Source organism: Arthrobacter gandavensis, assembly GCF_039528575.1.
Lineage (GTDB): Bacteria > Actinomycetota > Actinomycetes > Actinomycetales > Micrococcaceae > Arthrobacter_B > Arthrobacter_B citreus_B.
Window position 1 is genome coordinate 179,196 of record NZ_BAAALV010000005.1, and the last position, 24,726, is coordinate 203,921.

Here is a 24,726-nt window from a genome sequence, read left to right on the forward strand (position 1 = left end):
CCGGCGGGGGTTCTTTATTGATCCCACGAAGCAGGAAACTTGGGGCGGATAATCTGGACGAATGCGTGAAATGTGTGAGTGTTCTCACTTGTCAGAGCGCTAACACGGTATAAATGGACTATGTCCAATTTTAAGTCTTCCACGGCTCGCATCCTTCGTCGCCTCGGCGCTGTTGCGATGGTCAGCGCCCTCTTTGCCGGAGGCACGGTGCTCACAGCACCTGCCGCCCAAGCTGCGCCTCTGTCCCAGCATGTATTCACTTTCAGCCAGCCCAAGGGCGAGGACTGGGTCGTGCCATACGGTGTCACCGAGGTCCTCGTCGGTCTGCGCGGCGGCGACGGAGGGTACATCAACACCTCGAGCCCTGGCGGCAGGGGCCAGACGTACCTGCTGCAGCTCGACGTGACGCCCGGAGACACCCTGACGCTCTACGCCGGGAAATCGGGCGAGGGGTTCGGCCGAGCGGCCGGCCTCGGATTCATCGACGGCGGCAAGGGCGGCGACAAGAGCAGGAGCGGAACTGTAGGAAACGGCGGCGGCGGCGCTTCCGCGCTTAAGCTCAACGGCGAGCTGCTCGCTGTGGCGGGCGGTGGTGGTGGTGCCGGCGGAGACGGCGGAGACCGTGATTTCCGGCTAGACGTCTACGATTTCGACCGCGGCGGCACGGGCGGCGACGCGGTCTCGGGTGAGCAACCGGGCTGGGGCCAGGGCAAGCACGCCGGCAACCCCGGCAAGAACGGCGTGGACGATCCCGCGTTCGCGCGCTACGGCAAGGCGGGCGAGGACGGCAAGAGCGCCGGCTTTCTGACCTCGGGCGGCGGCGGTGGAGCCGGCGGCGGAGGGTGGCCGGCCAGCGGCACCGCGGGCGGCGCAGGCAAGAAGCGCCTGGGCTTCGGCGCGGGCAGCGGCGGCGGCGCCGGTATGAGCTGGGTCGCAGACGTCCCGCAGCTCACTGTGCTGGAGCAGGGCACCCGGCCTTACTACGACTGGACTGGCCGCGGCCCGATGGCCGGCGAAGGCGCCGTGAAGGTGACCATCCCGCTGCAGGCTGACACTGAGCTGTATGGGCCAACCGAGGTTGCCCCCGGCGAGGCTTTTGATTTGCGGGCGGTGGGCAGGGACCTGGGCTTGGGCCAGACTCCTGTTGACGGCACCTACACTCTCGAGCGGGACGGTACGGTCATTGCCTCCGGGGACACCGACGGCGATATCACCATCCCTATTGAGGGGCTCAGTGAAGGCGAGCATACCTTCGCTTTTAACTTCACGGCCAAGCACCGCATGGGCGTGTACTGGGAGGAGCGCGCCCAGGCTCGTTCAGAGCTCACAGTAGTCGTCACGCCGGCGCCGTCTGGGGTCTCCGAGCGCGGCCACGATCATTTGCCCTACGACAAGCAGAATGACGATGACGGTGTAGCCGACGCGAAGGGCGCCGACTCGAAGGGTGCAGATAAGCGCAAGGCGGATGCGGATGAAGCAGATGCCGAGGCGCCGCTGGAGGATTCAATCGAGCGGCCGTAGGCTCGGTATCACCAGGTCGATGGCGTGCGCGGCTTAGGTCAGAGGGACTGTCGAAGCCAGTTCTCCACGCCGCTGACGTGGACGGTCATGAGCGCCCGCGCCAGGTCGGCGTCACCGCGGGAGAGTGCCGCTGCAATCGCGTTATGTTCGGCGAGGGTAGCCGTGACCGCCTTGTCCTGGGTCAGCCCCCGCCACACGCGGGCACGGACGGTACTGCTGGAAAGCCCGTGCAGGAGGCTCTCGAGATAGGAGTTGCCGGACGCCTTGGCGATCAGGCTGTGGAACGCCAGGTCATGGGCCACCAGGTCTTCGACGGACGCGTTTTCCTGCACCGTCTCGATTATTTCGTTCAGTTCTGCCAGCTGGGGTTCCGTGATCCGCTGGGCGGCGAGCGAGGCGGAGCCGGGTTCGAGGATGCGCCGGACCTCGAACAGTTCCAGCACGGACTTGTCCTGGTGGAGATCAACCACAAACGCCATGGCTTCGGTGAGCAGCTGCGGTTCGAGGCTGGTTACATACGTACCGTCACCACGGCGGACGTCGAGCACCCGGATCAGTTCAAGTGCCTTGACCGCTTCCCGCATTGAACTGCGTGAAAGGCCCAGACGCTCACTGAGGTCTTTCTCCGGAGGAAGCCGGTCACCTGCCTTGAGCTCACCTGAGATGAGCATGTCCTTGATCTTGGTGATCGCTTCGTCTGTAACAGCCATGCCTTCATCCTAATGGTCGGATGTTTGCACGTGGCTCCGGGCCGGGCTTAGTCGCCGGTGAAGACCGCGGGGCGGCGCTCGGCGAAGGCCCTGCCGGCTTCGGCGAAGTCACGGCTGGGCAGGAACGCCGTATTCCATACCTGCACGTAATCCAGCCCGGACTGCGCCGCCGCCTCGCTGCCCTGGTTTAGAACCTGCTTGACGCCCTGCACCACCAGCGGCGGGTTCGCCGCGATCTGGGCGGCCAGCTCACGCCCGCGCGCAACGACGTCGTCCGCCAGCTCAGTGACCAGGCCCAGTTCGAGTGCGCGGGCAGCGTCGAAATCCTCTCCGGTGAGCGCCAGGTGCCTGGTGGCGCCGGAGCCGATGATCCCCGGAAGCCGCTGCAGGGATCCGAGGTCCGCAACGATGCCCACACGGACCTCCCGGATGCTGAACCTGGCGCCCGGGGACGCAACCCGAATATCAGCCGCAGTGATCACGTCCACGCCGCCGCCGATGCACCATCCCTCCACAGCGGCCACGACTGGCTTGCTGCAGCGGGCCACGGAACTCACGGCGTCCTGCAGGGCCTTGATCCGCAGCCGGAAATCCGAGCGCAGCCGGGCATCCGTCCCGCGGGATTCTAGGAGCGGGCGGAACACGGGTTCCATCCCCGGCAAGTCCAAGCCATAGCTGAAGTTGTCCCCGGAGCCGTATAAGAGGACGGCGCGGACGTCCTCCTTCGCGTCCAGCTCCGCAAAGACTCGGGGAAGCTCAGCCCAGAAGTCCGGACCCATGGCATTTCCCTTCGAGGGGCCCAGCAGCTGCACCTCGGCCACCGGACCGCGGTGTGTGACGCGCAGTGACCGCAGATCAGATTCGGTTTTCATGGAGTCCTTACGTGGTTGAGCGGCGGGCGGGGTGTGTCCTGCGCGCCAATATACCGGCGGCGGCCCTTGGGGTGCCGGGAAAAAGCTAGGATCAAGGTATGGAGTTTGTGGTCATTGTCCTGTTCGTCGCTGCGATCGTGCTCGTGAACTTTCTGGTCGGACGCGCCCAGCGCACGCGTGCCGGCCGCCCGGCAGCGGAGAAACCGGCACAGTCCCGTACGGGGAGCTCTGCCAAGAGCCTCCGGACCCCGGCCGGAACGTCGCTGGAGGCAGCGCGAGAGGCCGCGGCGCAGCTGGATGAGAAGGGCCACCAGCAGGTCTACGCTGCGATTGCGCAGGGCCAGCCGATCCGCGCTATCCAGATCTACGCCCAGAACACCGGATGCGGCCTGCGTGCAGCCAGCGCGGCTGTAGCCTCCATGGCCTCACACCCGGTTCCCTTCACCCGTCCCCGGCCGGAGCAGCCTCCTGTCCCGGACGCGTCCGGCCCCGCGCCTGCCGATTCGACAGATCACCCAGAACCGGACGAAGCGCCGGAGGACCAGACTGGTGCCGGACGGGAAACTGCTGACCGCGACGCCGCTGCCCACAGTGCCGCCGCTTCCCCGGCGGCCTCCGAATCCGGGACGGCCGGAAAGGACAATCCGCAGGAAAAGGCGAAGGGCAAAGAGCCCGCAGCCCCCGACGACGCCGAAATCAGCAAATGGGCGCAGAACCTGCGTCCCGAGGACTTCTAGCCGAGCTTTCGCGCCCGCTGGTTCCGGCCGTCAAGGCCATAGGGATAGTTGCCCACGGCCGGGGCGCTGGCATCATTCAGCTGCCGGATCTCCGCCGGGGTTAGTTCCAGCTGTGCTGCCTGCAGGTTGCCTTCGAGCTGGTCCGGCGTCCGGGCCCCCAGGATCACTGACGTCACGCCGGGACGCCCCGCGAGCCAGGCGAGTGACACCTGCGCGGGAGTGGCATCGTGGGCCGCGGCGATGCGGTGGACGGCGTCCAGGACTTCCCACGTCTGGGGGTTGGAGCTGCGCAGGTCCCAGCCCTGGAACTGCCGCGCCGGGTTCTCACCCACCCGGGTGTTGCCGGAAGGAACGGTTTCCCGATGGTACTTGCCCGTGAGCCAGCCGCCCGCCAGGGGAGACCAGGGGAGCAGCCCGAGCCCGGCGTCGAGCGCAGCCGGCACAATCTCGGATTCGATTTCACGCTCCAGCAGGTTGTATTGCGGCTGCAGGGTGACAGGGCCGTTCCAGTTGCGGAGTCTCGCCGTCCAGACGGCTTTGGTGAGCTGCCAGCCGGTGAAGTTGGAGAAACCGTAGTAGCTGATCAGCCCGGAGGTGACGGCGTCCTGGAGGAAGCCGAGGCTCTCTTCCAGCGGCGTCAGAGGGTCCCAGGAGTGCAGCTGGTACAGGTCGATGTGGTCAACGCCGAGCCTGCGCAGCGAGGCTTCGAGCGCGCGGCGCAGATGACGGCGGGAGTTCCCGGCGTCGTTAGTGTCCTGCCCGGTGGGGAAGCGGGCCTTGGTGGCCAGCACCACGGTGTTGCGGGCGGTCTGGTTTGAATGCAGCCATTTGCCGACGATTTCTTCCGAGGCACCTTCGTTGTAGATGTCCGCGGTGTCGATGAAGTTGCCGCCGGCGCCCAGATAGTCGTCCAGCATCCGATGGGAGGTCTTTTCATCGGTCTCATTGCCGAACGTCATGGTGCCCAGCGCATAGTTGCTCACGGCGGTTCCGCTGTTGCCCAGCAGGCGCAACTCCATGGGTATTTCCTTCCGTCCGGCGTATGGGGTGCTGCGCCCTAGCCTATGCCCCTTACGGCGGGCTGGAACAGGGCGATGGGCGGGCAGCGGAAGAGCGGGCTGCCTAGGTCAGATAGTTGTCGATCAGATAGTCGGCGATTGCGAGGGACGATGTCGCCGCAGGTGAGGGGGCGTTGCGCAGCAGCGTCACCGGCCCGTTCTGGTCTACGGCGAAGTCATCCAGAAGTGATCCGTCGCGCCCCCACGCCTGGGCGCGGACCCCGGCGGCAGTCTTGGCAGTGAGGTCAGAGGGTTTCAGCTCCGGAATGAACCGGCGGGCGCGGGAGAAGTAGACGGGTTTGAGCAGTGATTCACCCACGGAGTCGAGGCCCATCTTCCAGTAGCGCTTCGCCAGCGGAAGCGCGCCGGGCCAGCGCAGCGACTCGAGGGTGTCGCGGACGGAGACTTTTCCCCAGCTGTAGCCCTCGCGGGCCAGGGCAGGAACGGCGTTGGGGCCCACATGCACGTCGTTATAGACCCCGCGGGTGAAGTGCACGCCCAGAAAGGGGAAGGCCGGATCAGGCACCGGATAGATCATGCCGTTGACAAGCTGGCTCCGCTCCGGAGCCAGCTCCCAGTATTCGCCGCGGAACGGCAGGATTTTGGGTGAAGGATCGGCGCCGGCCAGCCTCGCCACGACGTCGGACTGCAGGCCTGCGCAGGCGATCACCTGGTCGAAGACCTGCTCGGAGACCGCTGTCTGAACGCGGATCCGGGTGCCTTCCCTGTGGAGTCCGGTCACTTCCTGTCCCAACAGGATGGTGCCGCCGGAGGCACGCACGTCCTGCGCCATGGCTTCGGTGATTGCCGCGTAATCGACGACGGCGGTATGCGGGGAGTGCACGGCAGCAACGCCTGCCACATGGGGCTCGATTTCGCGTAGCTTCGCCGGGTCATCAATCCTGGCGAGCCCGGGAACGCCGGTGGCGAGGGACCGCTGCTCGATGACCGCCAGGGCCGGCAGGTCCGCCTCATCCACGGCCACCACGAGCTTGCCCACCTCACGGTAAGGCAGGGATTTCTCCAGGCAGTAGTCCCGGATGCGCTGCCTGCCCTCGGCGCAGAGCTGCGCCTTCAGCGAGCCGGGCCGGTAGTACAGGCCGGCGTGGACCACACCGGAGTTGTGGCCCGTCTGATGGGTGGCGAGCCGGGCTTCCTTCTCGAAGACGGTGACTTCCCCAAGCCCGCGCACGGCCAGTGCCCGGGCCAGGGCGATGCCCACGATGCCTCCGCCGATAACGGCGAACCGCTTCACGATCAAATGCCTGCCTCCCCGCTGCCTGTCCTGTGGAGAGTGTAGAGGGTACCTAAATGCCCAGCACAGCGGACGCGATGAGGAAGTAGATGATCAGCCCGGTGGCGTCGACGAAAGTGGATATGAACGGGTTGGAAAACACGGCTGGATCGACTTTCAGGGCCTTACCCAGAAGCGGCATGAGGCCTCCGGCTGCGGCCGCCATGGTGCACACGCCCAGCAGGGTCAGGCCCACCACGGTGCCCAGCGGCACGGTGAAGATAACGGACGTTATGGCGAACCCCAGCCCGCCGAGCAGCAAGCCAAGCACCGCGCCCACACGGACCTCGCGCGCAACGACCTTGGCAACGTCCCGCGGCCGCACGTCTCCCAGGGCGAGTGCCCTGGTGATGGTGGTGGCGGCCTGGTTTCCGGTATTGCCTCCGGTGCCAATCAGCAGCGGAATGAACAGTGACAACGCCACCTGCTCGGCCAGGGTGGCTTCAAAGGTATCCATTACCTGGACGGTGAGGGTGGCTCCGAGGGCCAGGACCAGCAACCACACGACACGGGCGCGCACAATGGCCCGGACTGGAGTCGCCAGGTAAGGCCGCCGAAGGGGCTCGGACCCGCCCGAACGTGCGGAGTCCTCGCTTTCGGCCGATTCGAGGATTCGGAGGGCGTCATCCACTGTGAGGATTCCGACCAGCCGGTTTTCGGAATCAACCACGGGCAGCACCAGCACTTTGGCATCAGCGCAGTACCGTGCAGCTTCTTCGGCGTTCAGGGTGGCGGGGACTGACAGCGGGGCCTTCATTAGGTCCGAGACCGGATCGGAGTCGGCGGCGCGGAGCAGGTCCCGGAGGGAAACCACACCCAGAAGGTGCCGCCTGCCGTCGGTCACGGGGATGGTGTAGACGCTTTCCGCGTCGTCGAGCTGTGCGCGGACCCGGGCCAGGGACTCGGCGGCCGTCCTGTCCGGGCTGGTGGTGACGAACTGGGGGCTCATGTAGCGGCCCACCGCGCCGCGCGGGTACCCCAGGACTGCGGTGGTAAGCGCCCGGTCCTTCTCGTTGAGCCCCAGAATCAGTCGGTTGGCAACACCCGCCGGCAATTCATCCAGCAGTGCCACCCGGTCATCCGGGCTGAGCGCGGTGAAGACCTCCGCCACCTGGGCATCCTGCAAACCGGCCAGGAGGTCTGCCTGGACCGGTGCATCGAAACGCTCGAAAACTTCCAGGGCCCTTCCCTTGGAAAGGGTCCGGTACGCCACCGCGCGGTCAAGGGTATTGAGGCGTTCGAGCTGTTCCAGGGTTTCGGAGACGTCCAGCGGCTGCAGAACCCGGGCAATCCCGGCCAGGCTGCCGTTGCTCAGGGCATGGGCCAGCAGTTCGGCAGTTGCATCGAATGAAAGATTGGGGGACTTGATCATGATCCGCTTCCCTACGGTGGGCGCACTGCAACGGCGCGGAAGAACCGCGGAGCAGTAATCGGGTGTGGTGTGGCCTTGGCAAATGCCGCAGGCGCGCGGACCGGCCGGGAAGGGAAGCAAGGGTTGGTTTCCCATCGAACAGGGAGGAACCGGTGGGCCCTTAGGGGCGGATGTGCAGGAGAGCTTCCCTGACACGCTGGCGAGGTTCGCGCGGTGCGGTAGATCGACTATTTCCGTCGTCCATGCGTGCGGTTCACCTCCTGCGGTCAGGAAAAGCTCGGATATGGAAACACCCCGGACCGAAGGCCGGGGTGTTCCGATTGGCGGAGACGGGGGGATTTGAACCCCCGGTGGGCTTTAGGCCCACACTTCATTAGCAGTGAAGCCCATTCGGCCGCTCTGGCACGTCTCCAATTGCCCTGGCAAACTCACGCTGCCAGCCTGTCAAGACTACCCATAACGGGGTGCTTTCAGCAAAACAGGTTCAGGACAGCCTGCCGGTCAGCGCTTCCCAGAGGAACTCGTAGGACATCGCGTGCATGCGGGCGGACTGGCGGTTGTCCGCAGCACCCGCGTGGCCGCCCTCGAGTGCCTCGTGGAACCAGACCCGGTCCACGCCCAGTGCCTTCATCCGGGCCGCCATTTTGCGGGCCTGGACCGGGCCCACCCGGTCATCGCTCGTAGCGGTCCAGATGAGCGCCGGCGGGTACTGCACGTCTTCACGCAGCAGGTGGTACGGAGAGAAGGTCTTGATGAACTCCCACTGCTGGGGATCATCCGGGTCGCCGTATTCGGCAATCCAGGACGCGCCCGCGGAGAGTTTGGTGTACCGGCGCATGTCCAGCAGCGGAACACCGCAGGACACGGCACCGAAGAGCTCCGGGTAAAGCGTGAGCATATTCCCGACCAGCAGGCCGCCGTTGCTGCGGCCCGTACAGCCCAGGTGCTCACGGGAGGTGACGCCCCGTTCCGTGAGATCCCGGGCAACCGCCGCGAAGTCTTCATACGCGCGGTGCCGGTTCTGCTGCAGTGCTGCCCGGTGCCAGTCCGGCCCGTATTCTCCGCCGCCGCGGATGTTGGCCAGCACGTAGACACCGCGGCGCAGGGTTCCGGAGTCGTCGGTGTAGCTGCGCTCGAGCCAGCCGCGTCCAACAACGCCTGAGTAGGCGGGGGTGAGGGCCTGTTCGAACCCGCCGTAACCCGAGAGGACTGTGGGGTTGCCGCCGTCGAGCACCATGTCCTTGTGTCCCACCTGGAAGTACGGCACCCGGGTGCCGTCCTCCGACACAGCGAAGTGCTGCTCAACCGTGCAGTCGGAGGCATCGAAGAACGACGGCGACGCCTTGACCGGGGAAGCCGGCGACCCCGGCTGGCCGAGGGTTCCGCGCGAGAGTGTGGACGGTGTGGTGAAACCGGTGCTGACCAGCCAGTAGTCGTTGCCGGCCTGCTCGTCCTCGTCGTCCACCGCGTAGGCATCTACAGAGTGCAACGGCGGGCAGGCGTCGAGTTCCGAGGCCTGCCAGTCAGCAGCCGGGTCCAGTACCTGGATCTCGGAGGAGACGTCACGCAGCAGGTTCAGCAGCAGGTAGTCCCGGGTCCAGCTCCAGGACTGCAGGGACACGGTGGGCTTGGGGGTGAAGAGCGTGCGAAGGTTCCGGCCGCCGGCCAGGAAATCCTCCAGATCCGCCGCGAGCAGTGAGCCTGCCTTGTGCAGGGTTTCGCCAACCAGCCAGTCGGTGCGCGGGCGCATCACCAGCCACTGCCGGTGCAGGTCCACGTTCACGTCCAGCGGCACATCGATCCGGGCCCAGTCCCCGTCCTGCCGCAGGTACGTGATGCTGTCGTAGAAGTCGATGATGTCCACGGCCAGGTCCCGCTCGAACCCCGGCGTCTGGTCATGGTGGACGTAGCCCATCATGTGGTCCTCGGGGACCTCGAAGTACAGCTGGGCGTCCACGGGTCCCTGTCCGCGGTGCAGGATGCGGACAGTGCGCGGATAGGAGGAGGCAGTCATGCTGCCGGGGCCGAAGTCGGTGGCCACGTAGAGGGTGTCCGGGCCGGCCCAGGAAACCTGGGTCTTCGCCACGGGCAGGTCGAAGCCGCCCGGCACGAAGGCGCGGTCGACGACGTCGTACTCCCGGTAGCGGGAGGCATCCCCGCCGTCCGGGGAGAGAATCACGAGTGCACGGCGGTAGGAGACACCGTCTTCCGGACGAAGGAAGCGTGCTCCGCCCCAGACCCACTCGGTATCCTCTTCGGCGCTCAGCGCATCGAGGTCCAGAAGGGTTTCCCACTCAGTTGCCGGAGCCGTGTAGCCCTCCCACGAGGTACGGCGCCAGATGCCCCGGGGGTGTTCGGCGTCCCGCCAGAAGTTGTAGTACCAGTCCCCGCGCTTCACGACCATGGGAATCCGGTCGGTAGAGTCAAGGACTTCCAGCAGGCGTTCTTCGGTCCGGGTGAATCCGGTGGCGGAGAGCAGGGCTTCCGTCTCGGAGTTCCTGGCCCGGACCCAGTCCAGCTGCCTGTCTCCGTAGATGTCCTCCAACCAGAGGAACTCGTCTTCGCTGTCCTGCGGGGTTTCTGCGCTCGCGGTACTCATGTGCCAATCCTAGGGGTGCCCGCTGACATTCACGTGTGGGCTGCAGCACAGGCGGGCGCTCAGGAGACTCCGTGTTTCCAAGCTTCGCCGGGAACGGTAAGGTTCCCTGCGGCCGTCCCGTTCCGGTTCAGGATCCACCCCACCCGTTTGGCCACGGTTGCCACGACCACGCTTTCGGTGACTTCGAGGGCCGGGAACCTTTCCCCGAGGGAGCGCTCGGTGTTCATGATGTCCGCAGCGCTGCGCAGCCACATCATGAAGGTGAAGTTCGTGGGTCCGGTAGTGGAGGCGCACAGCCTCAGCGTTCCGGATTCTGCGAGTGCCGACGCCGTCCGCGAGTGTTCTGCCGCAGGCAGACGGGCGAACCACTGGCAAATGATGGGGAACCCCGCCAGCCCGTGGGCAACTTCGCAGCGCAGGGCGAGCGATCCGCTGCCCAGCACTTTCTGCAGCTGCCGCCTGGCGGTGGCGGGATGCAGTCCGGTTTCGGCAGCGATGTCTGCGGCCGAGGCCCGCCCGTTCCGGGACAGGACCTGAAGGATTTCCCCGTATGCGGGCGGAAGCGGGCCCCGGTAGGCGGGTTGGTTCCCGGCCAGCTGGCTGAGCTTCTTACGTTGGGCGGCATTCAGCGCACCCAGTTGCCAGGAGTCGGCACCGTGGTGCAGCTGGGTGCAGAAGGACGTTTCGTAGCGGGTCAGCCCGGGGATCCGGTCGAAGAGCGGATACACCGACTCCGCCAGCCACGCAGGGGTGGGAGTGATGACTGTGAGCATCATGTCCCGGTTCCGGTGGCATTCGTCAATGCTGAAAACGTCCGGCATGTCCGCCAGTGCCTGTACCACTGACCGTCTTTGCGCCGGATCACACTGCACGTCGTGAAATGAGAGGGACATCTGTTCCGGGTCGCCCACGGGGTGGGAGGTGATCCAGGCGGCACCGGCGGCCGCCAGTTTCTCCCACCGCAGGGCCAGGGACGTTGGGTGCCGGTCGAGGACTGCGCCAATGGCCGTCCACGGCAGGCGCGGACCGATTTGCAGTGCGTTGATGAGCAGCAGGTCATCCTCGTCCAGTTGCCGATTCATGTGTCCGTTTTCTCATGTTTAGCCGCTGTTTGTGCAATATTTCAGAAGTTTTCACGGATATGGCGAAGTAAACCCAACAATTGCTCCTATCGCAGTACCGGGCACCGGCGGTTTCCGCCGGGCCGAGCGAAAGGAATTCCGATGCACAGCGTTCTTCCCCTGAACGGAAGCTCCACCGATGTCCTGGCCATAGCCAACACGCCTGTCCTGTGGGTCTGCGCGCTGGGTGTCTTCGGCGTCGTCGTGGTCCAGTCACTCATCTACATGCGTGCGGCGCGCAGGGTGGCGCCTGCGGTGGGAATGACGCCGGACGAGCTGCGGATCTCCTTCCGGTCCGGAGCCGTGGCAGCGATTGGGCCCTCGCTGGCTGTCGTCCTGGTGGCCATTGCCCTGCTGGCACTGTTCGGAACGCCCGCAGTCCTGGTGCGCATTGGCCTGATCGGTTCAGCAGCCTATGAAACCGGAGCCGCGAATGTCGCCGCAGCCACTGTCGGGGCAGAACTGGGCGGGGATACCTACACTCAGCAGGTCTTCGCCATCGCGTTCTTTGCCATGAGCCTGGGCGGGGCAATGTGGATGCTCGCCACCCTGGTCTTCACCCCGCTGCTCAAGCGCGGCGGACACCGCCTTGCCAAGGTGAACCCGCTGGCCATGACGATTGTGCCGGCGTCGGCCCTGCTTGCTGCGTTCATCTCCCTGGGGCTGGCCGAAGCGCCCAAGAGCACCGCGCACGCCCTGACCCTGCTGGCGGCAGCCGCCGCCATGGGTGCCTGCCTGCTGCTGGCAAGGATCCTGCACAGGCCATGGCTGCGTGAGTGGGGCCTGGGCATTGCCATCGTTGCCGGTCTGCTGGCGGCCTACGCCGCCCACACAGCCGGCCTCGGACCCGCCTAAGAAGCTCCTCAGACCTAAGGAGAACCATCATGCTAGAAACAGGTGCCGCCCAAACCGGGCCCTCTGCGGCCGCCGAACTCGACAGGTTTGACCGGACAACGTCACGGTGGGGCCGGCTCACCATGATCGCCGGCCTGCTCATCTCAGTGGGCGGGCCGGTGTACCTGGTCCTCTTCGGCAACCTCGGGGTAACTTCCGCCCAGCTCTGGACAGCGTTTGGCGCCGTTGCCGCGACGTTCTTCGTCATCTGGCTCGTGGAGCCGCTGACGTACTACCCCATCCTGGGACCTGCGGCGATGTACCAGGCCTTTATGATCGGCAACATCTCCAACAAGCTGCTTCCCTCGGCCCTGGTCGCCCAGACCAGCGTCGGCGCCCTCCCCGGCTCGAAGCGCGGAGACCTCGCCGCCGTGATGGCGATCTGCGGAGCGGCCGCAGTGCACCTGCTGTCCCTGCTGGTTTTTGTGGGCCTGCTCGGCACCTGGCTGGTCAGCGTCATTCCTGCGGAACTCACCGCCCTGGCCCGGGCCTATGTCCTGCCCGCGGTGATGGGGGCCGTCATTGTCCAGGCCATCGTGTCCATGAAGGCACTCCGTCCCACCCTTGCGGCGCTGGGCGTGGTCCTTGCCGTGCAGTACATACTTCTGCCCCTGGTTCCCGGTCTTGCCATGATCTCAACCGCCATCTCAGTAATCGGGACTATCCTGATCGCCTGGTTTACCCGCAAACGCGCACCCCGCAGTGCACCTGCCGCCCCCGGGCGGAGCTGAACGAGAGGAACCCATGCCGAACCCCACGCACCCCGCCCTCACCGCAGAGGACACCTCTCAGATGCATGAGCTTTACCGGACCCTGCATGCCGCTCCGGAGCTGTCCATGCAGGAGCACGGCACGGCAGCCCTCATCGAAGAGCGCCTCGCGGCCCTGGGCATTCGCAGCTTCCGCTGCGGCGGCACCGGGGTGGTCGGTGTGCTGGCCAACGGGGAGGGCCCGGTAGTCGCGTTCCGGGCCGACACCGACGCCCTGCCCATCCGGGAGGACACCGGCCTGCCGTATGCCAGTACTGCTACGGGGCGGCTGGAGGACGGGACCGAGGTTCCCGTGATGCACGGCTGCGGCCACGACACCCACGTCACTGCGCTGCTCACCACCGCAAAGCTCCTGGGGCGGAGCCGGGACGCCTGGGCAGGCACCGTGGTGCTCCTGTTCCAGCCCGGGGAGGAAACCGCAGCCGGCGCGGCGGCCATGGTGCAGGACGGGCTGTGGGACAAAGCCCCCAAGCCGGACGTGGTGCTCGGTCAGCACGTGATGCCCGGTCTCGCCGGAACCATCCAATACGCCTCGGGGAACGCCATGACCCAGGCAGACTCCTGGAAGGTCACGCTCCACGGACGCCAGTCCCACGGCTCACAGCCCCAGGACTCGGTGGACCCGATTGTGCTGGGGGCGCACATCATCACCCGCATCCAGACGATCGTCTCGCGGGAGCTGGACCCCCGGCGTGCCGCCGTCGTCACCGTGGGGACCTTCCACGCCGGCCTGAAAGAGAACATCATTCCGGACCGCGCGGAGTTCACCCTCAACATACGCACGTTCGACGACGGCGTCCGCACCCACGTCCTGGACGCCCTGCGCCGCATCATTTCCGCCGAGGCCGCGGCGTCCGCGGCACCGGAACCGGAGATCGAAGAGCTCTACACCTTTCCCCTGAACTACAACGACCCGCAGGAAACAGCCGGGGTCATGGAGGCCATGCGGGAAGCATTGGGAGAGGAGTGTGTGAACGAGGTGGCCCCGTTGATGGGATCAGAGGACTTTGGCCACCTAGCCCAGGCAATCGGTGTTCCCTCGGTCTACTGGTTCTTTGGCGGACACAGCGCCGAAACGCTGGAAGGGGAAAAGGTTCCCATGAACCACTCGCCCTTCTTCGCCCCCGTCCTGGAACCGACCCTTTCCACGGCCGTAGAAGCCGCGGTGGCCGCCACCCTGTCCCGGCTGGAACGGCGCTAGGCGCTGAACGGGGAGGGCAACCGTGACACTCCTGATTCTTGACCTGGCAGGAATCTTCTTCTTTGCCGTCTCCGGTTCCCTCCTGGCGGCCAGGCGGAACTTCGACATTGTGGGCTCACTGATGCTCGGTTCCTTCGTGGGGCTTGGAGGCGGGGTGATACGGGACCTGATCATCAACCAGGGCGTGCCGCTGGCTTTCTCGAAACCGGTCTACCTGCTGCCTCCGCTCCTTGCTGCCATCCTGGTGTTCACCCACGCCCTGGGGGTGCAGAGGTACCGGCGTACCCTGCTGGTGTTCGACGCCGCCGGGCTGGCCCTGTTCTGCGTCACCGGTACGCTGACCGCGCACCAGGCCGGGCTGAACCCGGTGTCTGCCGCGCTGCTGGGAGTCACCACCGCGGTGGGCGGCGGGCTGCTGCGAGACGTGGTGGCCAATGAAGTACCCCAGGTCTTCAACCCGCGCGGCGTCTACGCCATTCCGGCCCTGCTGGGCGCCGGGTTGGTTTCACTCTTCACGGCCCTCGGCGTGTTCGGTCCTGTCCTGGGCATTGCCGTCGCGGCGCTGGTGTTCACACTGCGCATCCTCTCCCTGCGCTACGGGTGGCGGATTCCGCTGGCGGGCCGGACAGCCGCGCCACCGGCGTCCGGCCGCGAGACCTAGCCGGCCGCGAAGAAGTCGTGCTCCCACTGCACTGACAGGGCGAACGCTTCCTCGGCCGCCCGCCGCTGGTCATCATTCCCGGCAAGCACACCCTCCAGGATCCCGACGGCACGGACAGTGGCCGCCGCAAAGGCCGGATCGGCATAGGTGTCCAGCCACTCCCGGTAGGGATGGGCCGGGTGGTTGCCGGCGGCGAGCTCCGCACCGGCATCGGCATAAACCCAGAAGCAGGGGAGCACCGCGCCCACCAGCCGGGCGTACTCAAACCGGTCATCCTGGTAACGGCCAGGTCCCAGCAGGTGGTCCAGGTAGCCGCGGGTTACCGGTCCGGCAGCAAGCCCCGCGGCGGGATCCGCCGGAACGTCCCGGGTGACGGGGACGCCGCCCGGACCGGCGTTGGCATGCAGCCAATTCCGGTGCAGGTCGAGTTCAGCTTCCAGGGCCCCGTTGGCACTCTCCGCCCAGAACAGCTGTTCCTGGAGCGTGGGTGCCAGTTCACTGGCGCGTGCCAGGGCGCGGGCATATCCCCGGAGGTAGATCGCATCCTGGGCGAGATACCTGCCAAAGACTGCCGAATCCAGGGTCCCGTCGCCGAGACCGCGGACGAAGTCCAGCCCTGCGATTTTCTCCCGAATGTCCGCGGTCCGGGACCAGAGCTCCGCAGTACGGTCCCCGGCGGGTGGAACATCGGATCCTGCTGGCGCAGGCAGCGGAGCGAGTCCCCTCTGCCAGAGCCCGGCGAAGTGGTTCACCGGTCCGTGCCCGGTCCCCACCTCCAGCAGGTCCGCGGATTCCAGGGCTTCCTGCAGCCAGGCCTTGGCGGCCCCCAGTGCGTGTGTCCAGTTACCGGTCCGGGCGAACAGGGTAGCCAGTGCAGCGGAGAGCGAGCAGCCGGTGCCGTGGGTGTTCTTGGTCTCCACCCGCGCGGAACTGAACACCGAGATCGTGAACCCGCGCCCGCCGTCGGGCATTACCAGCGCATCCGGTGCCGCAGTTCCGGCCAGGTGCCCGCCCTTCACGAGCACGGACGTGCCATACTCGCGGGCAAGACGGCGTCCCTGCTCCAATGCCTCGTCCCAGTCCTGCGCCGGCTCTGCCTCCAGCAGGGCAGCCAGCTCCGGCAGGTTCGGCGTCACCAGGTCCACCTGGTGCAACAGCCCGCGAAGGGCATCTTCGGCATCGGGGCTGAGCAGGCGGTCACCGCTGCTGGCCACCATCACCGGATCCAGCACCACGGCCGGCGGCCGGACGTCCGCCAGCCAGGAACCCACCGTCCGGGCAACCTCGGTGCTGCCCAGCATGCCGATTTTCACCGCATCGATAATCACGTCATCGCTCACCGCGTCCAGCTGTTCGCGAAGGAACCCCGCAGGCGGGGTATGCACGGAGCGGACCCCGTGAGTGTTCTGCGCAACCAGCGCCGTGACCACGGCCATGCCGTATCCGCCGTTGGCGGCGATCGACTTCAGATCGGCCTGGATTCCGGCTCCGCCCGTGGGATCAGTTCCGGCGATGCTCAGGATCCGCGGGACGTCCCGGACGCTCAGCTCTCCCATGCCGCCACCAGTTCCTCGGCGCTGCGGCGCGGATCGGCAGCGGTGCAGATAGCGGAAACGACGGCGGCGCCGGACGCTCCGGCGGCCTGCAGGCCCCGAATGTCGGACAGCCCGATCCCGCCGATTGCCACGCACGGGACCGGAGCCGCAGAAGCAAAGGACCGGAACCCGTCCACGCCCAGCGGGGCAGGATGGTCCGGTTTGGTGCTGGTGGGATGGATGACTCCGGCACCGAGATAGTCCACCGTTCCCGGCGCGAGTTCCCGCACGGCGTCGAGGTGGGCGGGCGTGTTGGCGGTGAGGCCTACGACGGCGCCGGGGCCCACCAGCGAGCGGACGGACGCGGCGGGCAGGTCGCTTTGGCCAACGTGGACTCCGTGCACCCGGGCGCCGGCTGCCCGGGCGGCGAGGTAAATGTCCACCCGGTCATCGACCAGCACCAGGGCGCGGTCACCGACGGCGTCGGCGACGGCCAGCACCTGGGCGTAGAACTCCGCGGCGGAGGCGTGCTTTTCCCGGACCTGCACGGTGCGCACCCCTCCGGCGACGGCGGCTGCGGCAACAGCGGCAACACCCCGGTCCCCGCACTGCGCCGCATCAGTGACCAGGTAAATGCCGGTGTTCCTGGCCAGGGCCCGGGGCCGCCGGAGCAGTTCGGACTGCACTCCGGCGCTCATGCCGTCACCAGCAGGTTGTGGATGTCTTCGGCGGAGAGGCCGGTCAGGGCGTCCAGGAATGCCGGGGCAAAGGACCCCGGTCCTGCCGACACGGCTGCAGCCTGCTGCGCGGCGATCGTGTAGGCGGCGGTGGCTGCCGCAGCGGCGGTGAGGTCACCGCCGTCGTCCGCGGCGGCGAGGAACGCGGCCGTCACGGCGCCGAGGGCGCAGCCCCCGCCGGTCACCTTGGTCAACAGGGCGCTGCCGTTGCTGATCCGCAGCGTTGATTCACCGTCGGTGATGACGTCCGTGGGTCCGGAGACCGCTACGACGCAGCCGTATTTCGCCGCCAGGAGCTCGGCCGCGGGAAGGGCATCCTCCGGATTGTCCGTGGCGTCCACGCCCCGTCCGCCCGCGCCCAGCCCGGCCAGGGCCATGACCTCGGACGCATTGGCCCGGACCACCGTGGGACGCATCGCCAGCAGCTCTGCAGCGAGGGCAGTACGGACCGGGAGGCTGCCCACTGCCACGGGGTCCAGGACCCAGGGTGTGCCGGCATCGTTTGCCGCTGCTGCGGCCTCCAGCATGGCCGTGCGCTGTTCGGCATGGGGGGTGCCCAGATTGATCAGCACCCCTGAGGCGATGCGGGCAAAAGGTCCGGCTTCACCCGGAATGTCCGTCATGGCCGGGGCTGCGCCGAGGGCGAGGAGGACGTTGGCGGTGAAGTTGGTGACCACTGTGTTGGTCAGGCACTGCACCAGCGGCGGTTCGCTGCGCACGCGGGAAAGGAGGGTGGATACAGAAAATGGTGTCAGGCCAATAGTCATCGGCGACATCCCTTCGCTAGTTCTAACTAGATCAGGTTCGACGGGTCTCATCTCAGCCTTGCGGCACCCCGTGTCACTACAGCTGACTCTACGAAGTCAGCGGGCAAATGGCCAGCCGGACGCGGAGTTAGACAGCGTCCATGGCTGCGCAGGGATTACTGCCCGACGCCGGCTGGTGGGCCTGGCCTGCCAGGCGGTGCAGGAGGGTGCGAAGCAGATTGGCGTCTGCGGGTTCCAGTCCGGCGAGCATGCCGGACTCGGCAGCGGCGACCCGCTCCTCGCAGGCGGCCAGGCGTTGGCGGCCGGCCTTGGTGGCAACGACTTTGCGGGCCCGGCGGTCCGCGGGATCAGGAACCCGTTCCACGTCCCCGGCCTCGGCCAGCTCGTCAATCAGGTAGGTCAGCACAGTCCGGTCGATTCCCAGATGCGCCCCGAGTGCCTGCTGGTTCGGCGGGTCAAAATGGACCACCGTTGAGAGCACCTGGAATCCGCGCAGCCCTCCCGGTGTCCCCTCCAGCGCTGACTGCAGGCGGGCCTGATAACAGCCCGCCACCACGGCCAAATCCCATCCGAGGCCTCCGGGTATTGCTGTGGTGCTGGCTGTAGTCATGGGGAACATCCTAGCCCTGCAATGCGGGCCGGTAGATGTTCTACGCGGCCACTGTTCTGTCATGTCACCTAATGTGCTGGCAGGGACTGCGCGTGCTGCAGAAAAAAATCCCCGGAACAGCTTGCATTCCGGTCAGTACTCATTCTTACTAGGTACTGGTAGTCAACATTACTAAGTAGCGAGGGTTTGATGGGCAGGCAGGCGACGGAGATGCTGAAGGGAGTCCTGGAGGGCATTGTTCTGGCATTCCTCTCCGGCCACTCCGCCTACGGGTATGAGATCACCGCAAGGCTGCGTGACGAGGGCTTCACCGACATCGCCGAAGGCACGGTTTATGCGCTGCTCATCAGGATCGAGCAGCGCGGACTTGTGGACGTGGTGAAGGTCCCCTCCGAAAAGGGGCCGCCGCGGAAGATGTACTCGCTCACCGGCCCGGGGCAGGACTGCCTCAACGAGTTCTGGAGGACCTGGAGCTTCCTCTCAGAACGGCTGGAACGGATCCGCGAGGAGGGAAACGAACATGTGGGTTGAGAAGATTCTTGGCGACTTCGGCGACAAGCGCCGCTGGCATGAATACAAGAACCGGGTGAAGGCACTGCCGCCCGGATACCGCACAGCCGCGGAGGCGGTGGAACGGTACCTGATGTATGCCGGGGCCCTGACCAGGGGTGACGTCATGGTTTCAATGTATGAGGACCTGGCTGACCTGTTCGAGCAGGGCGCAGCAGACAACACACCGGTCCGCGCAATCGTGGGTGAAGACCCCGTGGAGTTTGCCGAGGTCTTCCTGCGCAACTACTCCGACGCCCAGTGGATCAGCAAGGAGCGGCAGCGGCTTACCCAGGCCATTGATCAGGCGGAACAGGAAAGCGGGGGGCCGGGCGGGAGGGAAGGCTCATGAGCGTCCAGCCAGCGGCGCGCGCCGTTCGCGTTCAGGACCTGCGGAAATCCTTCAAAGAGGTGCAGGTTCTGCGCGGGGTCGAGTTTGAGGTGGCTCCCGGAAGCGTCTTCGCCCTGCTCGGCTCCAACGGGGCCGGAAAAACGACGCTGATCCGAATCCTTTCCACCCTGCTGCGGCCGGATTCCGGCACGGCCGCGGTGGCCGGATTCGACGTCGTCGACGAGGCAGCGGAAGTCCGCGGAGCCATCAGCCTCACCGGACAGTTCGCCGCTGTGGACGACGTACTTACCGGCCGGGAGAACCTGGTGCTGGTTGCTCGGCTGCTGCGGGTTCCTGCCCCGGGAGCCCTGGCGGATGAGCTCCTGAAGAAGTTTTCCCTTACTGACGCCGGGGACCGGAAAGCCTCCACGTACTCCGGCGGCATGCGCCGGCGGCTGGATATTGCCATGAGCCTGGTCGGCAGCCCGGACGTGGTCTTCCTGGACGAACCAACAACCGGGCTGGATCCGGAAGGACGCCTTCAGGTGTGGGAAACGGTCCGGGAGCTCGCCCGGCAGGGCACCACGGTGCTGCTCACCACGCAGCACCTGGAAGAAGCGGAACAGTTGGCAGACCGCATTGCCGTCCTGCACAACGGAGAGATCATTGCCAACGGCACGCTCGCCCAACTCCGGCAGCTGATCCCTGCGCCCCGGGCTGAGTATGTGGAGAAACAGCCGACACTCGAGGAAGTTTTCCTGGCCCTCACCGGATTCGCGGGTGCTGCAGGGATTGAGAGGGAAAAACAATGACAGCGGCAACAGCCCACTTCTCCAGCAACACCACTGTGCTGACGGGGCGCTCGCTGCGCCACATCCTGCGCAGCCCGGACACCATCATTACGACGGCGGTCATGCCGGTGGCCATCATGGTGCTGTTTGTCTACGTTTTTGGCGGCGCGATCAACACCGGCTCCCTGGAGTACATCGATTACATGCTGCCGGGCATCCTGCTGATCACCGTGGCTTCCGGGGTGGCCTACACCGCGTTCCGGCTGTTCACTGATGTGCAGAGCGGCGTCTTTGAACGCTTCCAATCGATGCCGATTGCCCGGTCCAGCGCACTCTGGGCCCACGTGCTGACCTCGCTGGCGGCCAATCTGCTGTCCCTGGCAGTGGTAATCGCCGTGGCCCTGGTGATGGGTTTCCGCACCGGGGCGAGTGTGGCCGGCTGGCTGGCCGTGGCCGGCATGCTGACCCTGGTTACACTGGCGCTCACGTGGGTTGCAGTGGTTGCGGGCCTGAGCGCCAAATCAGTGGAGGGTGCCAGCGCCTTCTCCTATCCGCTGATCTTCCTGCCCTTTGTCAGCTCAGCTTTTGTTCCGACGGACACGATGCCCGGTCCGGTGCGCTGGTTCGCTGAGAACCAGCCGGTGACCGCGATCGTCAACACGCTTCGGGACATCTTTGCCGGGTACCCGGTTGGACCGGAGATTTGGACTGCGCTGGCCTGGTGCCTGGGCATCCTCCTTGCCGCATGCGGCGTCTCGGCGGCGATGTACCGGAGGCGGATCAGCCGGGGAACGGCCGCCTAGGAGCCGAAGCGGCCGCGCTAGGGCTGGAACCGGTAGCCCATGCCGTGCTCGGTCAGGAAGTGGACCGGATGGGAGGGATCCGGTTCCAGCTTCCGCCGCAGCTGGGCCATGTAGAGGCGCAGATACCCCGAATCCGAGGTGCCCGGTCCCCAAATGTCGTTCAGGAGCTGTGCCTGGGTCAGCAGGTGGCCCGGGCGCCGAAGCAGCGCCGCCAGCAAATGCCATTCGGTGGGCGTGAGCCGGATCCCGGTACCGTCGCTGAGCCGGGAGACGCGGCGCGCGGCCAGATCCACTGAGACGTCGCCGAAAAGAACCGCAGGGCTGTCCGGCGCGGGCCCAGTCCGCCGGTTCAAGGCACGGATCCGTGCCAGCAGTTCCTCTGCAGAGAAGGGCTTGGTCACGTAGTCATCGGCACCGAGGTCCAGCGCCCGGACCTTCTCCGCGGAGTCGGACCGGCCGGAGATGACGAGGATCGGCATGGTGCTCCAGCCGCGCACGGCTTCAATGACTTCCATGCCGCTAAGCCCAGGCATGCCAAGGTCCAGGACCATGAGGTCGGGGTGGCAATCCACCGCCCGCCGCACGGCCGCCGCGCCGTCCGAGGCAGCCACCACTTCATAGCCGTACGCTGCCAGGGTGATCTTCAGGGCGCGGAGGATCTGGACGTCGTCGTCCGCCAGCAGGATCTTCACAGCGCCGGGGCCGCATCCGCCGGCCGGTCCGCCTGCGCAGCCGGCAGGCCCAGGACCATAGTGAGTCCGCCGCCGGGTGTCTTCTCCGTTTCCAGGGTCCCGCCCATGCCTTCCATGAATCCCTTCGCGACAGCCAGGCCCAGCCCCAGCCCGGTCTGGTTGTCGGTGTCTCCCAGCCGCTGGAAGGGAACGAACATTTCGTCACCACGTTCCGGGGAAATCCCAGGTCCGCAGTCTATGACGCGGATTTCAACTTTCCCGCCGAACTCGCTCGCGGCCAGCACCACCTTCTCCTGCGGCGGGGAGAACCGCATGGCGTTGGCCAGCACGTTCACCAGTACCCGCTGCAGCAGCACGGAGTCGCCCAGGAGTGCAGGAAGGCCCGCCGGGAGGTCCAGCTGCACCTGCCCCGGACCCAGCCGCAGTTCCTCCAGTGCCGGCAGGACGGCATCCGCGGCTTCCAGGGGCGCAAGCGAAACTGCCAGCACTCCGGCCTGGAGCCTGCTGACGTCCAGCAGGCTGGTGACCAGGGTAGAGAGGGTCTGCAGCGATTCCTCGGCGGTGGCCAGCAGCTCTTCCCTGTCCTTTTCGCTCCAGGCCACATCCTGGGCCCGCAGGCTGGTGACGGCCGCGGTTGCGGCGGTCAGGGGACGGCGCAGGTCATGCCCGACGGCGGCAAGCAGCGCGGTGCGCACCCGGTCCGCTGCTGCCAGCGGGAGAAGGCCTTCGGCCCGGGCAGAGAGGTCCCGGTAGTCCAGTGCCGCACCGAGCTGGGCCGCGATGACTTCGAGCAGCCGCCGGTCCGCGGCTCCCGGAACACTGCCGTACAGCTCCAGCACGGCAGCGCCCACGGGTACCTTGTGCGCGGGCTCTCCGATCACGCTGCCGGCCACCGCCAGGTCCGTTTCCCCCGACCGCAGCCGGGCGGCGTCGAGATTGAAGGCCTCCTGCACCCGGCCCACCAGGGCTTCCACGGCGTCTTCGCCGCGCAGGACATTGCCGGCCACGGAAGCCAGCAGGTCCGATTCCGACGCCGCGCGCCTGGCTGCCCGGGACCGGCGGGCGGCACGGTCCACCACAAAGGAGACCAGCATGGCGTTGGCAGCGTAGAGCACCAGGGCGAACAGGTGAAGCGGTTCTGACACTGTCACGGTGTGCAGCGGCTGGATGAAGAAGTAGTCCAGGGTTACCCCGGAGAGCAGTGCGGCGAACAGTGCCGGCCAGATCCCTCCGGCCAGTGCCACCAGGATCACCAGCAGCTGGTAGGCCAGCACGTCGCTGGTGATCGATTCCGGGGTGCTGACCCCTACCAGCAGCCAGGTGAGCAGCGGCCCTCCGGCCAGGGCAAGGGCAAACCCGGCCGCACGCCGTCGGGCGCTCAGGGCGCCGCCCAGGCGCGGCAGCCCGCGGTGCCCGCCCGCGGCACCGTGGTTCACAATGTGCACGTCGATGTCTCCGGACAGGCGGATCACGGTTGCACCGATGCCGGGCCCGCCGAACAGTGCCTTCAGCCTGTCCCGGCGGCTGACGCCGATGACCAGCTGCGTCGCGTTGGCAGAGCGGGCGAAATCCACCAGCGCGCCCGGGATGTCGGCGCCAACCACCTGGTGGAAGCTGCCGCCGAGTTTCTCCACCAGTGCCCTCTGCACGGCCAGTTCCCCCGGGTGGCTTTCGCGCAGCCCGTCCGGGTTGGTCACATGCACGGCCAGCAGCTCCCCGCCTGCGGAGCGGGCAGCGATCCGGGCACCGCGCCGCAGCAGGGTCTGCCCCTCCGGTCCGCCGGTGAGCGCCACGACCACGCGCTCGCGGGCCTCCCATTTGCTGCGGATGCCCTTCTGCGTCCGGTACCGGTTCAGGGCACTGTCCACCTCGTCAGCCAGCCACAGCAGGGCCAGCTCGCGCAGTGCGGTCAGGTTTCCCACGCGGAAGTAGTTGGACAGGGCTGCATCCACCCGTGCGGCCGGGTAGACGATTCCCTCAGCCAGGCGGCCGCGCAGCAGTTCCGGGGCAATGTCCACCAGTTCAATCTGGTCGGCTGCCCGCAGCACGCTGTCCGGCACCGTTTCGCGCTGAACAGTGCCGGTGATGCCTTCCACTACGTCGTTGAGCGACTCGATGTGCTGGATGTTCACCGTGGAGAGCACATTGATCCCGGCGGACAGCAGTGCCTGGACGTCCTGCCAGCGCTTGGCGTTTTCCAGCCCTGGAGCGTTGGTATGCGCCAGTTCATCCACCAGCGCGTACTCCGGCTGCCGGGCCAGCACGGCGGACAGGTCCAGTTCCTCCAGCACCAGGCCCCGGTGCTCCACGTTGCGCCGGGGCACCTGTTCCAGGCCCCGGACGACGGCGGCGGTGCCGGCGCGGCCATGGGTTTCCACCACGGCCACCACCACGTCCCGGCCCTCGCCTGCCAGGCGGTGGCCTTCCTCGGCCATGGTGTAGGTCTTGCCCACACCAGGGGCTGCGCCCAGGAACACCCGGAGCTCTCCTCGTGTCATCCGTTAAGTGTCCAGCTCCTGCAGGGCGATGTTCAGTTCCAACACGTTTACGGTTGGCTCGCCCAGGATTCCAGCGGCGCGGCCGGCGACGGCGGCATCCACGAGGGCGCGGACGGCGTGCTCGGGCAGCTCCCGTGTTTCCGCCACCCGCGCCACCTGGAGGTAGGCATAGTCCGGGCTGATGTGCGGGTCCAGACCGGACGCGGATGCTGTGAGCGCATCTGCGGGGACATCCCCTTCCGGCACCGATTCCAGTGAGGCAACGGCCTCCCGGCGTGCCTGGACCGTCTCGGCCAGCTGGGGGCTGGACGGGCCCAGGTTGCTGCCGCCGGAGGCAGCGCCGTCGTACGTCCCGGGCCTGGACTGGAACCATTCGGGCAGGGCCGCGCCGGAGCTGTCCGTAAAGGACTGCCCGAGCAGGGCGGAGCCGGTGACATTTCCCCCGGCGCTGACGGGGGAACCGTTGGCCAGGTGTCCGGCGGCGGTCTGGGCCGCTGCGGTGGCGAGCAGCGGGTAGGCGATGCCCAGCAGCAGGGTGAAGAGTGCCAGGGCCTTGGCGGCAACGGCGAACTGCCGGCCTGTGGAACGAAGCATGGTCATAAC

General features: G+C 66.8%; 24 protein-coding genes, 1 tRNA gene and 1 riboswitch. Of the genes, 10 read left to right on the forward strand and 15 right to left on the reverse strand.

Annotated features, from left to right (window positions below; all coding sequences use genetic code 11):
- The first annotated feature begins 120 nt into the window (after positions 1-120).
- Positions 121-1,521, forward strand: coding sequence for a hypothetical protein (locus ABFX29_RS13020; protein ID WP_152228915.1), 1,401 nt, complete (start codon positions 121-123; stop codon positions 1,519-1,521).
- A gap of 38 nt (positions 1,522-1,559) precedes the next feature.
- On the opposite strand, the gene ABFX29_RS13025 is transcribed toward ABFX29_RS13020, so the two are convergent.
- Both ABFX29_RS13025 and ABFX29_RS13030 read right to left on the reverse strand, forming a co-directional pair.
- Positions 1,560-2,231 carry a FadR/GntR family transcriptional regulator gene (locus ABFX29_RS13025; protein ID WP_152228914.1) on the reverse strand — a complete coding sequence of 224 codons (672 nt, stop codon included), beginning with the start codon at positions 2,229-2,231 and terminating at the stop codon, positions 1,560-1,562.
- Between the two features lie 47 nt (positions 2,232-2,278).
- On the reverse strand, positions 2,279-3,103 hold the full coding sequence (locus tag ABFX29_RS13030) for a crotonase/enoyl-CoA hydratase family protein (protein WP_152228913.1): 825 nt from the start codon (positions 3,101-3,103) through the stop codon (positions 2,279-2,281).
- A 98-nt stretch (positions 3,104-3,201) separates the two neighbouring features.
- Between ABFX29_RS13030 and ABFX29_RS13035 the strand changes: the two genes are divergently transcribed.
- The gene (locus tag ABFX29_RS13035) at positions 3,202-3,840 is read left to right on the forward strand and encodes a hypothetical protein (RefSeq protein WP_152228912.1); all 639 of its coding nucleotides are present in this window, start codon (positions 3,202-3,204) and stop codon (positions 3,838-3,840) included.
- Here ABFX29_RS13035 and ABFX29_RS13040 read toward each other — a convergent pair.
- The 6 genes from ABFX29_RS13040 to ABFX29_RS13065 form a co-directional block, all read right to left on the reverse strand.
- On the reverse strand, positions 3,837-4,859 hold the full coding sequence (locus ABFX29_RS13040) for an aldo/keto reductase (protein WP_152228911.1): 1,023 nt from the start codon (positions 4,857-4,859) through the stop codon (positions 3,837-3,839). The genes ABFX29_RS13035 and ABFX29_RS13040 overlap by 4 nt on opposite strands.
- A gap of 103 nt (positions 4,860-4,962) precedes the next feature.
- Complete coding sequence (gene lhgO / locus ABFX29_RS13045; RefSeq protein ID WP_246167646.1) at positions 4,963-6,153, reverse strand: L-2-hydroxyglutarate oxidase; 1,191 nt, start codon at positions 6,151-6,153, stop codon at positions 4,963-4,965.
- A 52-nt stretch (positions 6,154-6,205) separates the two neighbouring features.
- Positions 6,206-7,564, reverse strand: coding sequence for a magnesium transporter (mgtE, locus tag ABFX29_RS13050; protein ID WP_152228910.1), 1,359 nt, complete (start codon positions 7,562-7,564; stop codon positions 6,206-6,208).
- A gap of 321 nt (positions 7,565-7,885) precedes the next feature.
- Positions 7,886-7,976: transfer RNA gene (locus tag ABFX29_RS13055), tRNA-Ser, on the reverse strand.
- A gap of 72 nt (positions 7,977-8,048) precedes the next feature.
- Positions 8,049-10,163, reverse strand: coding sequence for a prolyl oligopeptidase family serine peptidase (locus ABFX29_RS13060; protein ID WP_152228909.1), 2,115 nt, complete (start codon positions 10,161-10,163; stop codon positions 8,049-8,051).
- 59 nt (positions 10,164-10,222) lie between these two features.
- A complete protein-coding gene (locus ABFX29_RS13065; RefSeq protein ID WP_152228908.1) occupies positions 10,223-11,245 on the reverse strand; it encodes an Lrp/AsnC family transcriptional regulator in 1,023 nt (340 codons plus the stop codon).
- 141 nt (positions 11,246-11,386) lie between these two features.
- Here ABFX29_RS13065 and ABFX29_RS13070 point away from each other — a divergent pair, with 141 nt between their 5' ends.
- The 4 genes from ABFX29_RS13070 to ABFX29_RS13085 are packed head-to-tail and all read left to right on the forward strand — an operon-like array spanning position 11,387 to position 14,810.
- Positions 11,387-12,139 carry a DUF5058 family protein gene (locus ABFX29_RS13070; RefSeq protein WP_152228907.1) on the forward strand — a complete coding sequence of 251 codons (753 nt, stop codon included), beginning with the start codon at positions 11,387-11,389 and terminating at the stop codon, positions 12,137-12,139.
- 29 nt (positions 12,140-12,168) lie between these two features.
- Positions 12,169-12,909 (forward strand): hypothetical protein, encoded by a 741-nt coding sequence (locus ABFX29_RS13075; RefSeq protein WP_152228906.1) that lies wholly within the window; start codon positions 12,169-12,171, stop codon positions 12,907-12,909.
- Positions 12,910-12,922: 13 nt separating this feature from the next.
- A complete protein-coding gene (locus ABFX29_RS13080) occupies positions 12,923-14,149 on the forward strand; it encodes an amidohydrolase (protein ID WP_152228905.1) in 1,227 nt (408 codons plus the stop codon).
- A gap of 22 nt (positions 14,150-14,171) precedes the next feature.
- Positions 14,172-14,810 carry a trimeric intracellular cation channel family protein gene (locus tag ABFX29_RS13085; RefSeq protein WP_152228904.1) on the forward strand — a complete coding sequence of 213 codons (639 nt, stop codon included), beginning with the start codon at positions 14,172-14,174 and terminating at the stop codon, positions 14,808-14,810.
- On the opposite strand, the gene ABFX29_RS13090 is transcribed toward ABFX29_RS13085, so the two are convergent.
- The 4 genes from ABFX29_RS13090 to ABFX29_RS13105 all read right to left on the reverse strand — a co-directional run bounded on the left by ABFX29_RS13090 (position 14,807) and on the right by ABFX29_RS13105 (position 18,459).
- Positions 14,807-16,366: a bifunctional hydroxymethylpyrimidine kinase/phosphomethylpyrimidine kinase gene (locus ABFX29_RS13090; protein WP_152228903.1), complete on the reverse strand. Its 1,560-nt coding sequence runs from the start codon at positions 16,364-16,366 to the stop codon at positions 14,807-14,809. The two genes, ABFX29_RS13085 and ABFX29_RS13090, sit on opposite strands and share 4 nt — an antisense overlap.
- Positions 16,354-17,043, reverse strand: coding sequence for a thiamine phosphate synthase (gene thiE / locus ABFX29_RS13095; protein WP_152228902.1), 690 nt, complete (start codon positions 17,041-17,043; stop codon positions 16,354-16,356). The genes ABFX29_RS13090 and thiE overlap by 13 nt, the downstream gene beginning before the upstream one ends.
- On the reverse strand, positions 17,040-17,849 hold the full coding sequence (gene thiM / locus ABFX29_RS13100) for a hydroxyethylthiazole kinase (RefSeq protein ID WP_152228901.1): 810 nt from the start codon (positions 17,847-17,849) through the stop codon (positions 17,040-17,042). The genes thiE and thiM overlap by 4 nt, the downstream gene beginning before the upstream one ends.
- Positions 17,841-17,930: riboswitch (TPP riboswitch) on the reverse strand. (Overlaps the previous gene by 9 nt.)
- 46 nt (positions 17,931-17,976) lie before the next feature.
- Positions 17,977-18,459 (reverse strand): MarR family winged helix-turn-helix transcriptional regulator, encoded by a 483-nt coding sequence (locus tag ABFX29_RS13105; RefSeq protein WP_152228900.1) that lies wholly within the window; start codon positions 18,457-18,459, stop codon positions 17,977-17,979.
- Positions 18,460-18,648: 189 nt separating this feature from the next.
- On the opposite strand from ABFX29_RS13105, the gene ABFX29_RS13110 reads away from it, so the two are divergent.
- From ABFX29_RS13110 to ABFX29_RS13125, 4 genes are read left to right on the forward strand one after another with little or no spacing between them, the layout of a single operon-like run.
- The gene (locus ABFX29_RS13110) at positions 18,649-18,990 is read left to right on the forward strand and encodes a PadR family transcriptional regulator (RefSeq protein WP_152228899.1); all 342 of its coding nucleotides are present in this window, start codon (positions 18,649-18,651) and stop codon (positions 18,988-18,990) included.
- A complete protein-coding gene (locus ABFX29_RS13115) occupies positions 18,980-19,360 on the forward strand; it encodes a DUF1048 domain-containing protein (protein WP_152228898.1) in 381 nt (126 codons plus the stop codon). Before ABFX29_RS13110 ends, ABFX29_RS13115 begins: the two co-directional genes overlap by 11 nt.
- Positions 19,357-20,151, forward strand: a complete 795-nt coding sequence (locus ABFX29_RS13120) for an ABC transporter ATP-binding protein (protein WP_152228897.1) — start codon at positions 19,357-19,359, stop codon at positions 20,149-20,151. The genes ABFX29_RS13115 and ABFX29_RS13120 overlap by 4 nt, the downstream gene beginning before the upstream one ends.
- Positions 20,148-20,933 (forward strand): ABC transporter permease, encoded by a 786-nt coding sequence (locus ABFX29_RS13125; protein WP_152228896.1) that lies wholly within the window; start codon positions 20,148-20,150, stop codon positions 20,931-20,933. The genes ABFX29_RS13120 and ABFX29_RS13125 overlap by 4 nt, the downstream gene beginning before the upstream one ends.
- Before the next feature lie 17 nt (positions 20,934-20,950).
- Here ABFX29_RS13125 and ABFX29_RS13130 read toward each other — a convergent pair whose 3' ends face one another.
- From ABFX29_RS13130 to kdpC, 3 genes are read right to left on the reverse strand one after another with little or no spacing between them, the layout of a single operon-like run.
- Positions 20,951-21,625, reverse strand: coding sequence for a response regulator (locus tag ABFX29_RS13130; RefSeq protein WP_275124645.1), 675 nt, complete (start codon positions 21,623-21,625; stop codon positions 20,951-20,953).
- Positions 21,622-24,123, reverse strand: a complete 2,502-nt coding sequence (locus ABFX29_RS13135; RefSeq protein ID WP_152228894.1) for a DUF4118 domain-containing protein — start codon at positions 24,121-24,123, stop codon at positions 21,622-21,624. Before ABFX29_RS13135 ends, ABFX29_RS13130 begins: the two co-directional genes overlap by 4 nt.
- A gap of 3 nt (positions 24,124-24,126) precedes the next feature.
- On the reverse strand, positions 24,127-24,723 hold the full coding sequence (gene kdpC, locus ABFX29_RS13140; RefSeq protein ID WP_152228893.1) for a potassium-transporting ATPase subunit KdpC: 597 nt from the start codon (positions 24,721-24,723) through the stop codon (positions 24,127-24,129).
- Positions 24,724-24,726: the final 3 nt, after the last annotated feature.